The organism is Edaphobacter aggregans DSM 19364 (assembly GCF_000745965.1).
Lineage (GTDB): Bacteria > Acidobacteriota > Terriglobia > Terriglobales > Acidobacteriaceae > Edaphobacter > Edaphobacter aggregans.
Genome location: NZ_JQKI01000143.1, coordinates 1 through 12,434, shown reverse-complemented (window position 1 = coordinate 12,434; position 12,434 = coordinate 1). Strand labels below are relative to the sequence as shown.

10 protein-coding genes and 1 pseudogene are annotated in these 12,434 nt (G+C 54.7%); 7 read left to right on the top strand and 4 right to left on the bottom strand.

All coding sequences use genetic code 11. The annotated features are described in order from the left end of the window. The first annotated feature begins 34 nt into the window (after positions 1–34). A complete protein-coding gene (locus Q363_RS46895) occupies positions 35–271 on the top strand; it encodes a transposase (RefSeq protein WP_425387788.1) in 237 nt (78 codons plus the stop codon). Positions 272–425: 154 nt separating this feature from the next. Here Q363_RS46895 and Q363_RS36920 read toward each other — a convergent pair whose 3' ends face one another. Together Q363_RS36920 and Q363_RS26680 are read right to left on the bottom strand one after the other, a co-directional pair. Then, on the bottom strand, positions 426–1,301 hold the full coding sequence (locus Q363_RS36920; RefSeq protein ID WP_157467626.1) for a hypothetical protein: 876 nt from the start codon (positions 1,299–1,301) through the stop codon (positions 426–428). Between the two features lie 383 nt (positions 1,302–1,684). Continuing rightward, positions 1,685–2,971, bottom strand: a complete 1,287-nt coding sequence (locus tag Q363_RS26680) for a winged helix-turn-helix domain-containing protein (RefSeq protein ID WP_035356828.1) — start codon at positions 2,969–2,971, stop codon at positions 1,685–1,687. A gap of 246 nt (positions 2,972–3,217) precedes the next feature. Here Q363_RS26680 and Q363_RS26675 point away from each other — a divergent pair, with 246 nt between their 5' ends. The 3 genes from Q363_RS26675 to Q363_RS26665 all read left to right on the top strand — a co-directional run bounded on the left by Q363_RS26675 (position 3,218) and on the right by Q363_RS26665 (position 8,563). Beyond that, entirely contained in the window at positions 3,218–6,088 is a 2,871-nt protein-coding gene (locus tag Q363_RS26675; RefSeq protein WP_169747146.1) for a TonB-dependent receptor, read from the top strand. 372 nt (positions 6,089–6,460) lie between these two features. Further along, on the top strand, positions 6,461–7,453 hold the full coding sequence (locus Q363_RS26670) for a YdcF family protein (protein WP_169747145.1): 993 nt from the start codon (positions 6,461–6,463) through the stop codon (positions 7,451–7,453). A 96-nt stretch (positions 7,454–7,549) separates the two neighbouring features. Beyond that, complete coding sequence (locus tag Q363_RS26665) at positions 7,550–8,563, top strand: phospholipase C/P1 nuclease family protein (protein WP_035356826.1); 1,014 nt, start codon at positions 7,550–7,552, stop codon at positions 8,561–8,563. Positions 8,564–8,667: 104 nt separating this feature from the next. Here Q363_RS26665 and Q363_RS46890 read toward each other — a convergent pair. Then, positions 8,668–8,889, bottom strand: a pseudogene (locus Q363_RS46890) (IS110 family transposase); the annotation flags it as partial. A 263-nt stretch (positions 8,890–9,152) separates the two neighbouring features. On the opposite strand from Q363_RS46890, the gene Q363_RS26655 reads away from it, so the two are divergent. From Q363_RS26655 to Q363_RS36910, 3 genes are all read left to right on the top strand, one after another. Further along, on the top strand, positions 9,153–10,394 hold the full coding sequence (locus Q363_RS26655; protein WP_211256364.1) for a patatin-like phospholipase family protein: 1,242 nt from the start codon (positions 9,153–9,155) through the stop codon (positions 10,392–10,394). A 447-nt stretch (positions 10,395–10,841) separates the two neighbouring features. Next, positions 10,842–11,420 carry an IS110 family transposase gene (locus tag Q363_RS36915; RefSeq protein WP_064742735.1) on the top strand — a complete coding sequence of 193 codons (579 nt, stop codon included), beginning with the start codon at positions 10,842–10,844 and terminating at the stop codon, positions 11,418–11,420. Continuing rightward, a complete protein-coding gene (locus tag Q363_RS36910) occupies positions 11,356–11,757 on the top strand; it encodes a hypothetical protein (RefSeq protein WP_157467624.1) in 402 nt (133 codons plus the stop codon). The genes Q363_RS36915 and Q363_RS36910 overlap by 65 nt, the downstream gene beginning before the upstream one ends. 62 nt (positions 11,758–11,819) lie before the next feature. Here the strand turns inward: Q363_RS36910 and Q363_RS26645 are convergent, their stop codons facing one another. After that, positions 11,820–12,212 carry an ArsR/SmtB family transcription factor gene (locus Q363_RS26645; protein ID WP_211256363.1) on the bottom strand — a complete coding sequence of 131 codons (393 nt, stop codon included), beginning with the start codon at positions 12,210–12,212 and terminating at the stop codon, positions 11,820–11,822. Between the last annotated feature and the right edge of the window lie 222 nt (positions 12,213–12,434).

The following is a 12,434-nucleotide window of genomic DNA, read 5'->3' as shown; positions in this document are numbered from 1 at the left end:
GGAGGCACGCAAACGGCCCGAGGTACTGCGGCTGATGACGCATCCCGGCGTGGGGCCCATCACCGCACTGGCCTTTGTGCTGGTGCTTGGATCTCCGGATCGCTTCGGTTGCGGCCATCAGATAGGTAGCTATCTGGGCCTCATTCCCTGTGAGGACTCCAGCGCCGATCGTCAACGACTGGGGCACATCACCAAACAAGGAACGTTGTTCCCATACGCGGTTTTGGTCGCGCATCGCCATCGCAGGTGTGCTCTTTTCTCAGGTTTTTGATTCCACAGGCCAAGTTGCAGCCGGGTCACATTGGTTTTATCTTCTCTGGACCAATGGATCACCGGCTGCATTGGCGAATCGTCTGCTACGCCAACAAGACCGCCAGTCTAATTGAACACATGCGATCAGCGTTGGTCTATTGCTCCTGTTGCATCTATTGCTCCTGACCGTTGGAGCGCATGACAAATGTCACGCCGCGCTCACGGTTCAGCTTTACTGTCAGGTCGAAGTTGAGAGCTGAAATTGGGAAGACGCCGGTCGTTCCGTCGACTGAAAGGAATTGGATTTTCTGACCGGAGTCAAACCAGTAGTTTTTGACGAGTTGGCCGCTGCCATCCTTCAGAATCAATAAGGTGCCCTCTGTCGACGACCGATCTTGTCCGGATGCTGAGACCATCGATGCTCGACGAATCATGGGTTCCCTCGTTGCTGATGAAGGACGGAAGGCGCTGGGCAGGACAAGCCGCTGCGCCTCGCGTCCCACACCTTCCTGCGGAACGGCGAGATCTTGCATCAACTTGAGAGTGATGCGAGCCTCGTGCTTCAGGACCGGCCGGGGACCTCGCATTGGAAGCGTGACAAGCTTCCCCGGCCACAAGACTGGAATCGACCATTGGATAGCATCGCGGCGCGCGTTGCCGGTCCCGTGAATTCTTCCCTCGACATCAACCTTCAGGCGAGGGGCTGAGGTTATTTTTGTCGAGATGGGTAATGCAGAGCCAGGCAATATGATGCGATCGAATTCGAGTTGCATCCATCCCTTACCCCAGACATGTCCTGGGTCACGAGCTTGAGCGAATCGTCCTTCCAGGTAAGCACCTTGCGGAAACACAGAAACACCGAACTGACGCAGGGTTCCTGTAGCGCAAAGAATGGGATCATCGGGTGCAACGGTTTTCGACGAGAGGATTGCGTCCTCCAACGTGCATTGCATGATCGTCCCCGCCGGGACAATGATTTCCTGGCCCCAGAGGGTTGCTGGGGTCACCAAGATTGCAGGGAGCATAAGTAGTTTGATCAGACTTCTCATTGGCCACCTCCTGGCTGGATTGGTCACCTGCCAAATTAATGCAGGGCAAACCGATTAGCTGACAGGTGACGGACTGAAGGCCGGCTTCGATAGCCGACCTCCCGACAATGATGGACCTACATTTCCTGCACGTCAAATGGAGAAGGCTCCAGGCAGCGTCTCAGTTTGAAGCTTCGTCGCTGCTTGCGCGACAGCCACCCTACACCGCCGATACGAACAACATATCCCGGCTCTGCTCTCCCTCTTCAGGGAAGCACGGTGACCGCCAAGTCTCAACTTCAAAACGGAGGAGTTTTTGGGGTTTGGGTCAAGCGTTTCAGTGTGTCTCTTAGTCACTGGTACAAAACAAGCCGGGCACTCCAGTGTCGCCTCCAGGTCCGCTGTCAATTGTGAGTTCTGTACGCCAGAATATGGAATGATCCGGCGTTCCCATTAACGCTGTTGGATTCAATCAGGACCTCAAAATGCGGAAGCGTTCCATCCGGTCTCTTAAGCTGGTTGAGAAAGGGAAGAAGGGCGTCGTCATTAAAGAGAAAGTCGGTGATGGCTTCGGTACCGGCCATGGAATTCCCCTCAATCACTAAGGCGTTTCCGTTTCCGTCCAGGTTGGAGATGAAGGCTAATACGCCAAGAACGCGTCGCTTGGGGTCAGAGTCAGATACAAAGTATCGATCCGGTTCTCCCGGCTGGGGCTGACGGTTAATGAAGCTATAGATATGGTGAACGCCATCGTTAGATCCAAAAAAGTTCATCTGGGGTTCGTAAAGCTCGAGCCATGGATTGGCTCCGCGTGCGCCGGAAAGGATGATGTTCCCCTGCTTAAGCTCATCCATGCGAAGGTCTCGAGCATATTTCACGATGAGCTTGTCGGGGGAAGCGAATGGGAGCTGCTGGACCCGGCGAAAGAGATTCAAGTCGACGAATGAGGTATAACGACGGTTCGCAATATTAAGGATCTCGTCGATTCTTTCCCTGGAGAGTCCTTGGGTTTCTTGACGGAAGTCGTGGTTGAGGTATTCGGTCAGCGTCGTGTCCTTCCTTGTCATCCAATGCAGCAGCACCAGGCCATTGTCAGCGGCTACGAAGGTCGTCGGTCGCGAAGACTGGAAGATGCGATTCCAAAGCGGGTGGGTTGGACGGTTCGGGGCTGTCTTAGCTCTATCTCTATATGGAGTGGAAAATAGAGCGAAGGAAAGAAAGACGATGAGAACACTCATCAGGCAGCACGGCAGAAAAAGTGGATTTGTAACCCAACGGCTCCGGGAAGAGGTGTCTTCTCCTGTTACAGATGGTGCTCTTGCAGCAATCTGGGGAATCGTCTGCGGTTCTGCAAGTTCACGAAACGAAGCGACAACGCGATCGAATCGTACCAGGTACTCCCCTTTAGGAATAGTAACCCGAAATACAGTGTCTTGAGAGTCTGCGGCGTACTGATCGAGCCTTTGTCGCAGCCGAACCATATGCGAACGAACGATCGTGTCGACGCCGGGATCGAAATCATCGCCTCGTGCGAAGACCTCAGTCGCGATGTTCTGTTCATTAAGGAGCTCTGTTCGATCGAGAAGAGTTTGTTCGGCGAGGTACAGCAAGAGCTGAGACAGTCGCGAGGACCTAGAGAATAGAGGGGAGTTGACGATATGCAGGACAGCCTGCCAGCGCTCTTCATCCATTAGAGGAGATTGGGTGTACGACGACAGGTCCTGAAGAGAAGTTGACACTTTTTGGATTATGGCGAAGGCTTATGAAATTCTGGTAAACCGGCAGGGGGATGGCTTTGGAAGTCATTCTTTTATAAGTACTTCATGGCTTGTCACATTGTGAAATCACATTGTGACGTGGACTTGAGACTGTTCGTGCAGGTAGTGACTCTCTAGCGTTGTAACCAACGCAACATCGCTGCCATTCGGAGAGCCATCGTGATTCGTAAGCTTTATCTTTTGTCTTTTTTAGTCCTTCTGGTGTTTCCTGTAGCTTCTTTCGGACAGGCGAATGCTATTGACGCAGCAGTAAATGGTTATGTGGTCGATTCATCGAAGAGTTCTATTACTGGATCCCAGATCACTCTCACCAATGTCAGCACCGGCACCTCGCAAGAGACCAACACGGACGCGAACGGTTACTACCGATTTCCTCTGGTGCATGTCGGCACTTATCGTTTGGAGGCGACGGCAGACGGATTCCACAAAACCACTCAAGAGGGAATCGTCCTTAACGTGGGGCAGGAGGCTCGAATCGATATTGCTCTTTCGGTGGGAAGCACTTCACAAACTGTTGAAGTGGAGGCCGGAGCCAATATTCTGGATACCGGTACCTCGACCATTGGAGCAGTGCTCGATCAGCATGAGATTGAAAATCTTCCGATTGCATCCCGTAATCTGTTCAACTATCTTCTACTTTCACCAGGCGTGATTGGCATACCGACGAGCACCTTTTCTACGACGCAGTTCACCTTCGGCGGGACAGAGCGGTCGCAATGGAATCTGGATGGTTTGGACAATACGCAACATGGAACCAGTCGTCAGATCCGTTTGATTATCGTCACTCCGGAGGCGGTGGCGCAGACCCAGACGCTCTCGAACGGGTATTCCGCAGAGTTTGGGCGCGCGGCCGGCGGACAGATCAATGTCCTTCTCAAATCCGGAACCAATCAGTATCATGGGTCGGCTCTCGGGCAGTGGCGCCCTCTCGACCTTCAGGCGATCCCAACCCTTGCGAAAGCACAACCCGACCGGAGCTGGTGGGACGTCGCCTTCACACTTGGCGGTCCTATTATTAAGGACAAGCTCTTCTTCTTCGGACAGTTCGAGAACAACCCCTATACGCTTCCTAATCCGATTACGATTACTCCTGCCAATGCAGCGGCATTGGGATTGTCTGCGAACCAGATTGGAACGGCTCCCTTCGGGGAGACGTACCGCACTCTGGTAGGTAAGGTGGACTTCAATCTGAATGCGAAGAACAGCGGATATATTCGCTATGCCCGCTTTACCAACCAGCAACCGAATAATGCGAGCGGACTCTCCATTGTCGATCGAGGCTCGCACTACGTCGATCACCAGAATGGCGGCGGCGTGCAGCTGGCGACTGTCCTCTCGGATCGGTTACTGAACGAACTGCGCTTCGGTGTGATTCAGCGTGATACGGGGAACTTTCCGTTGGCCAACGCCTCGCCTTATGGAAATGCCCTGATCAACATCAGCAGCGTAGCGAATATCGGATATAGCTCGCTTACGACGACGACTACGACAGAGCGCAGCTCCAGCGTGCTCGATAATCTGACCTGGACGCGGGGACGTCACACATTTAAGTTTGGTGGTGAATACGATCACGAACTCTTTGCCAATCTTTCCGGCACCGCCCCAACGTTTACGTTCAGCGGTCTTGCTCTAGACAAACAGAGTGGACGTAAGGCGGTGAGCTCTCTCGATCAGTTCCTTAACACGACCTCCGGGGCAACCGATCCGGCGACCGGCAAACCTTATACTTATACCTTTCTCACAACATACAGCGGAACCCCGAACATCCGTATCGCATTCAACTTCCTGAATTTCTTCGCGCAGGACGAGATTCGTTTCAGTCAGAACTTCAGCCTCAACGTCGGCGCTCGCTACGAAGCGATTTTGTTTCCCACCTTCGACGCTCAAGCACCCTATCCGTTATCGCGTAGTATTCCCAACGATTACACCGACATTGCCCCGCGCCTTGGGATGACCTGGTCTCCTTTTAGGAACGGCAAGACGGTGGTTCACGCTGCGTATGGAATGTACTATGACGTTCCGGGTCTCGCCACCTTCTACAATGCTGCTCAGGTCAATGGCCATCGTCTTCTCTCATATCAGGTGGCTGGCGGAACTACTGGAGCGCCGGTATTTCCAAACACACCCGATCTGAGCGGCTCTGCCTTTCAGGTAAAACCGAATATCACCGCCTTTGATCCCAGCTTTCACAATGCGTATCAGCATCAGGCTAATCTGCAAGTCCAACAGGATCTCGGACACAATTATCAGCTAACGGTCGGTTACCAGTTCGCAAGCCTGAGACATGGACTCTATTACACCGACACAAATCTCACCCCAACTGGAAACACGCTGGCCGATAGTCGCCCAATCTTCGCTGGAACGGCCAACCGACCGAACACAAACTTTGGAGCGATCAATCTCATCCGGAGCGGAGCCAACACCAACTTCAATGGCGGCTTCCTGACCCTGCAGAAGCGCATTTCGCGCGGGCTGGAATTTACCGTCAACTACATGTACTCGCATGCCCTGTCAGAAAATATCGGTGAAGGCGGCAGCGTCAGCGATCCCACCAATCTGCGGCGCGATTATGGCAACGCGGACAACGACACGCGACACAATCTGGTCATTCAAGGGATCTATCAGCCCACGGTCACTGCTCATTCGTGGCGCTGGCTCAATGGCTTCGAGTTGTCCTCGATGACCTTTATGAACTCGGGTTATCCAATCAATCCGATCGCAGGTACAGATCTTAACCAGGATGGCGTGATCAATGATCGGCCAATCTTCGTAAGCCGGAACAGCTTGCGTGGCAGCGGACTCTCTCAAGAGGATGCTCAGATCAAACGTTACTTCAACTTCGGTGAGCGGTTTCATGTAGCAGCATTTGCTCAGGCCGAAAATCTGTTGAACACCAATAACCTCAACTGCAATACCACTACTGGTTGCACAGGGGCCGTTATCAATGCGGTCAATACAAGCAACTTCCTAGCTGAACAATCAGCGCGAACCTCGCGCAACATGCAATTCGGAATGAGTCTGAAGTTCTGATAACTCACCAATCCGAAACGACGCAGATGGCCGGCGCTTTTCCATGCTTCGGCCTTCTGCACAATCCCTGACTAGCCCCTCTGTTAATCTCCGGGAGAATGTTTAATGCAGTTTCGTCCCATCACGCAGTCCGCTCTGGCGGCAGCGTTCTTTGTGTTTTGTCATGTTGGATCTGCCCAGATTGTTCCAGAACCTCTGCACTTGCAACATGCGGTTCAGGATAAGAACTTCTATCTGTTCTCTGCGATCGAGGATGATCCTAAAGTGCGTTCCACACTTCATGCTGACAAAGATCTCTCCGAAATCAGCGCAGAGCGGCAGCAATATCTTGGCCTGGCGCTTCGGTCTTGCAAAGGAGATGCCGTTTGCACGATGAAAAGTCTCCTCTGGACCGAAGAAGAGATTCGTATCGTCTCATTCGCTCTTGAACGGCTTTATCACGAGGACGCATCCCTGCGCGAGCTGGTCAACAAGGATCTCCGTCCGAGCGGAACCTATGTTCTCTATCAAGATAAAAGTGGAGAGGCTCTTCTGGCTAACGCGTGGGAGATATGTGCGCGTGGGACCAACAACATCATTGCAGTCTATGGACAGGGAGAGGCTCCTCGGTATCCTCTAATCGATTCCATCTCCTTCGATGTGCACTCATCCGAGTTTCAGCAAAAGATCGGTGCCATGGCTCAGAGTCTGTCTGCCGAGACTCCAGACTCTCAGTTCTTCTTTTCTCCCTCGCTCAAGGCCGCGTTGCAATTGCTGGCCATGAACCGCCGCGACGAGGCGGGCAGGGAAGAGCCCATGGAGACGGCAGGAAACGCGGCCGCTATCAAGACGATTCCCCGTATTCAGTGGAGCAAATATCCGTACTCCGTGATCGTCGTGCCAGGAGCGGGGCCAAGTGATCCGAATACGGCTCTCTCTGATGCCGGCAGAAGTCGTACGGCCCTTGCAGCGGAGGCCTATCACGCAGGAAAAGCACCGTTCATTCTCGTCTCTGGGGGCTATGTGCATCCCTCTCAGACCCGCTTCGCTGAGGCGCTTGAAATGAAGAAGGCTCTCCTGACCGACTATCACGTTCCGGAGACGGCGATTCTGATCGACCCTCATGCACGACACACCACGACGAACATGAGAGACGCGGCGAGAGAGATCTATCGTTACAAGATGCCGATGGATAAGCCTGCGCTCGTCATTAGCAATAAGGGACAGATCGACGGCATCGCAAGCCAGGCCTTTGTGTACCGCTGCTTGAAAGAGATGGGATATCTCCCCTACAAGATCGTCGAACATCCATCCGATACGAGTCTTGTCTTTCTTCCAAGACTTGATTCACTACAACAGGACCCTTTGGATCCTCTCGATCCGTAACCAAGAGTCACGGATGTGAGAGACCTTCCACTCAACGATATACCCGCCCTAATGATGTGTGGCTGTCACTAACCCAGGAGATCGGAGCCAAAAAGAATGAACCGCAGATCGTCCATCGCAGCTTTGTTGATAGCGATGCTTTTCATCCCGGAAGCGGCTTATCCCTGGGGCGTCCGTGCGCACTCAGTGATCGACCATACTGCAGTCGATATGTTGCCCGAGGACGGCCCGGTGTTTCTTAAAAAATATGCGGGCTATATAGCTGGTTCGGCAAGTATTCCTGATACGTGGCGTGGGGCCTCAGAGCCTTTCTCAAAGATCGAAGAGGATCCCAACCATGGTTGGTTTCGTGAGCAGTTTGCCTTCATTAACGTAGTTCCTCGCTCGCGTTATGAGTTTGTCCTGGAGTTGTATCGCGAGTATCTCCGTATCGAAAAAACTGATCCGGAAAGCGCCAAACGAATGAATGTGCGCTGGACCGGCACGTTGCCTTATGCAGCCGCTGAAGTCTACGGACACTTGGTTGCAACTATGAGGCTTCTCAGAAGAGAGCGTGCCGCAGGCAGGGATACCGCCTTTTTAGAGCAAACCTGCGCGTTCTACGTCGCATGGATGGGCCACTATATCGGCGATGGTTCGCAGCCATTGCACGACACGATTCATCATGACGGGTGGCAGGGGCCAGATCCGAAGGGATACACCCGCGATCCCAAGATCCATGGACGCTTCGAAACGTCTTATGTCGACGTCATTACTCTTACCGAACAGGACATCGCCCCACGAGTTGGAAAGCCCAGCAATCTGCAGGGCGACGTATTCGATTTAATTCTGGCTCATCTCGATGAAGCTGGCAGCAATGTCGAAGCAATCTACAAACTCGATAAGCGCGGAGCCTTTAATGATCCGCACGACCAGGAGGCGAGAGAGATGGTCTACAGCCGGACCGCCGCTGGCGCCCGAATGCTTCGCGACCTCGTGTATCGGGCATGGCTTGAGAGCGCCCTTCCGCCAACTCCAGGCAAGCCGAATCCAATCGATCTGAATAACCCGCTCTATAATCCGGAAACCGGTTCCGCCCCTGCGGCGGTATCGCCTGAAGTGACTAAATAGCAATTCGCTGAACGCAGCCCCACGGACGAAGGAAAACAGGAGTAGTACAACCAGCCCACACGGAAGACTCTTCTTGGTATAGTGTTCCTCCTGGGGTGGACCGGGATCAGCTTCACATCGTGGCCTTGTTCTCGTAACGTACGGCCCAGGAAGTGCGCCCCGGAACGGGCCTCCATCCCGATCAAAGAGGTCTGCATGTTCGCGGTGAAGGCAATCAACTGCTTCTGGGTGAACTTCTTCTTCAGCAGCACCTTGCAGTTATCGCCAAGAGTCACCAGGTGAAAGGTCGTCTTGCCAAGGTCAATGCCTACGGAACGAATCTCCATTTCGATGATCCTCCTTCAATCTGCCTATAAGATCCTCATCACCAGGATGAGGTTTAAGCGGCGGACCATCTCAGTAACCCCGTTTATGAGGAACTACGTCCTGTAAGTGCAAAGCTGAAATGTCGTAGCTCCGCAAAGTAGAAATGTCGCCTGCTCTCCTTAAGTCAACGACTCTGGGAGGGTTGAGCCCAAACGTTCGGATCAAGGCCCTTCAGCGCCCTCATACCAGAGGCGTATCATCGGTTCCGAACGGGGTAAGGGGTATGACGAACAATAATCGCGCCCGACACGCTGGAAAAGCCAATCTCTCCTGGACGATGTGGCTGATTACCGCGATCAGCCTGCCGCTCATCCTTGTGGCCTGCTCGACCCGGCGGCTGGCAGCTGTGCCGTCGCCCATGGTGGCACGGGCCCGCCCACCGGTCGATAATGTGCGGTTCGTGCTCGGCCTGGACTTCGACAAATTCGAGGACGAATATCTGCTCTCGCTGCAACGCGAGACGACCTATCTCGCAAGCATGGGGCACAAGGGCCCACTGCCGGCAACATCCTATCTTGCCATCTCCGGCGGCGGGGGCAACGGCGCGTTCGGAGCGGGGCTCATCACCGGATGGACGGGTTCGGGGCGGCCGGTCTTCAAGACCGTGACCGGGATCAGCACGGGCGCGCTGATCGCGCCGTTCGCCTTCCTCGGTCCCAAATATGATCCGATCCTGCGCCAGACCTATACGACCACTACCGATGCCGGCATTTATCACAAGCGCTGGATTGTCAAAGCGTTCATGAGCGATGCGATGGCCGATACGCAGCCGCTCCAGGCGATGGTGAATCGGCTTATAACGCCTGAATTCCTCGCCGAGATCGCCGCCGAATATACGAAGGGCCGGTTGCTTCTGGTCGGCACGACCGATCTGGACGCGCAGCGTGGAGTCATCTGGAACATGACGGGGATCGCGGCGAGCAATGACCCAGACGCCCTCGGGCTGTTCCGGAAGATACTGTTGGCATCCGCATCGATACCGGGCGCCTTTCCGCCGGTGATGATCGACGTCACGGTGGACGGGAAACGTTATCAGGAGATGCACGTCGACGGCGGGGCCACTGCGGAGGTATTCATCTATCCGCCGCGCTTCCATTTGAAGGAGATCGCGGCCGCGAACGGCTATGACCGCAAGCGGACGCTCTACATCATCAGAAATGACCGGCTCGATGCGGAATGGGCCAACGTCGATCGGCGCACGCTGAGCATCGCTTCAAAGGCGGTCTCGTCACTGATTCACACGCAGGGCAATGGCGATCTCCACCGCATGTATCTGACCGCGGAGCGGGACCATCTGGACTATAACCTGGCTTATATTCCGGCCGACTTCACCGCGGTCAGCAAATCGGAATTCGACCCGGTTTACATGACCCAGCTGTTCGCCCGGGGACAGGAAATGGCCGCCAAGGGATATCCCTGGCAGAAATATCCGCCGGGCTATGCCCCCGACCCTGTCGCGAAATAGCGTTTTCCGCGTGACGCTAGCACGCGGTTCAACTTCGACACATCGATCCCATCCAGGATCACCGCCAGCTCACTGGCGCGCACTCGCAAAGCGGCTACCGTGAGAGCAAAAGCGACTGCCTGAGCGCCCCTAGTTTGTGGACTGTTGATCCCTCCCTATGGCCAGCACTGTTGAACGCTTTCCTCTAGTGCCCGCAAAGCGGGAGACTGGGCTTTGCCCAGACAGTGACGTAGGGAACATGGTTCTGAGCGAGGATATAGGTGCTGGAGATGGCGGCAAGCTACGGCCCGAAACCGACATTGGTGCTTTCCGAGCCCGTCGAAAAGCGTGGGTCTGAGGTAGCGGACAGTTCAGTGATGACGTCTGCAGAAGAGGGCAGCGATCTCGATGAGGAGACTGGAAGGAATCGCACCTCGGGCCGCACTCTCCGGCTATAAGGAGGCGACCATGGGAAAGCGAGGAGAGAAGCGAGAGCGCCGCTCAGCGATTCTGGAGCCCGATGCAGCTGGAATCGATATTGGAGCCGAGGAGATTTACGTAGCCGTTCCACCCGACCGTGATGAGCAGGCAACGCGCAGGTTCAGCAGCTTCACCTGCGATCTATACGCCTTAGCCGAGTGGCTGGAGTGTTGTCGCATCCGGACGGTAGCGATGGAGTCCACCGGGGTGTACTGGATCCCGCTGTTTCAGATTCTGGAAGAGCGTGGCTTCAAGGTGTATCTGGTCAACGCGCATTCGCTGAAGACCGTCCCCGGCCGCAAGAGTGATGTGTCCGACTGTGAGTGGATTCAGTATCTGCACTCGGTAGGACTGCTGAAGGCCAGCTTCCGCCCACCGGAAGACATCTGCGCGGTGCGCACTCTCTGGCGACACCGCGGCAGCCTGCTCCAGATGGCCGCCGAACACACGCAGCACATGCAGAAGTCTCTCAGCCTGATGAACCTGCAAGATCCATCATGTGTTGAGCGACATCACGGGTGCCAGTGGACTGGCCATCCTGGATGCGATCCTCGCAGGCAACCGTGATCCCTTGTGCCTGGCGCACCTCTGTAACATTCGCGTGAAGAGCCCTTGCGAGACCGTCGCGCAGGCACTCGTGGGAGACTACCGGCCTGAGCACCTGTTCACCTTGAAGCAGTCGCTGGACGGCTATCGCTACTATCAGAAGCTCATCGCCGAACTGGATGACGAGATAGCACGGCTTATGCACACTCTGCCGAACGCCACGGAGCATCCTCCCCCCATACCAAAGCGCACCAAACGCACGGCCTATCAGCGGATGGGAAATGATCCCTTATTCGATCTTCGCAGTGAACTGTACCGCATCATGCATCCTCGCCCAGGCGTTTCCGATGTAGGCTAGCGACTTATCGTTAGTAATTCGTCTCGCGAGTGCTCAGCTCAGCGATGGCCGCAGCTTTCCACTTACTGTTCGCTGCGCCTGGACGATCGCTTCGCAGCAAGTTTCTTTGCTCGAGCTTCATCCGTAGATTGGATGGTATGCGCGTTGACGATCGCCCGGATCAGCCCTGGGAAGCGTTCCTCGATCTCCGCGCAACGTGAGGTGTTGTGCATCTCCACGCCGCGCCGTTCGCCACGGATCAGCCCCGCCTCTCTAAGTGCCCTGAAGTGTTGTGAGAGGGTAGACTTCGGAATTGCCTTGTCGCTAACGGTCAGAAACATCGAGCAGTTATGCGAGCACTCCTGAGCTACGATATCTGCATAGATCGCCGCCCGTACCGGGTCGGACAAGGCATGGAGAATCCCCTCTACCGTGATGTCCTCAAGCGATGGATGGAGTAAGGGGCGCACATACATAAGAGTAGGTATTTCGGGGAAAAGGTTCAATAGTTCATTAATTCAGAACTATTGAATCTAACCCGGGCCCGGCTCCATCTACTCATCAGAACCAAGTGAGGGGTAGCCCAGCGCAGCAGCCCCAAAGACCTTCGAAGCCTTAACACAGAAAAGGGATAAAGATATGAGCAAGCTCAAAGGCAAAGTCGCCGTCATCACCGCAGCCACCTCCGGCATGGCGCT

Bases quoted from the DNA above. Each gene is read 5' to 3' on its own strand.
- Q363_RS46895 (WP_425387788.1), top strand. From the start codon at position 35: ATGACGCATCCCGGCGTGGGGCCCATCACCGCACTGGCCTTTGTGCTG.
- Q363_RS36920 (WP_157467626.1), bottom strand. From the start codon at position 1,301: ATGAGAAGTCTGATCAAACTACTTATGCTCCCTGCAATCTTGGTGACC.
- Q363_RS26680 (WP_035356828.1), bottom strand. From the start codon at position 2,971: ATGGATGAAGAGCGCTGGCAGGCTGTCCTGCATATCGTCAACTCCCCT.
- Q363_RS26670 (WP_169747145.1), top strand. From the start codon at position 6,461: ATGAAAAGTCTCCTCTGGACCGAAGAAGAGATTCGTATCGTCTCATTC.
- Q363_RS26665 (WP_035356826.1), top strand. From the start codon at position 7,550: ATGAACCGCAGATCGTCCATCGCAGCTTTGTTGATAGCGATGCTTTTC.
- Q363_RS26655 (WP_211256364.1), top strand. From the start codon at position 9,153: ATGACGAACAATAATCGCGCCCGACACGCTGGAAAAGCCAATCTCTCC.
- Q363_RS36915 (WP_064742735.1), top strand. From the start codon at position 10,842: ATGGGAAAGCGAGGAGAGAAGCGAGAGCGCCGCTCAGCGATTCTGGAG.
- Q363_RS26645 (WP_211256363.1), bottom strand. From the start codon at position 12,212: ATGTATGTGCGCCCCTTACTCCATCCATCGCTTGAGGACATCACGGTA.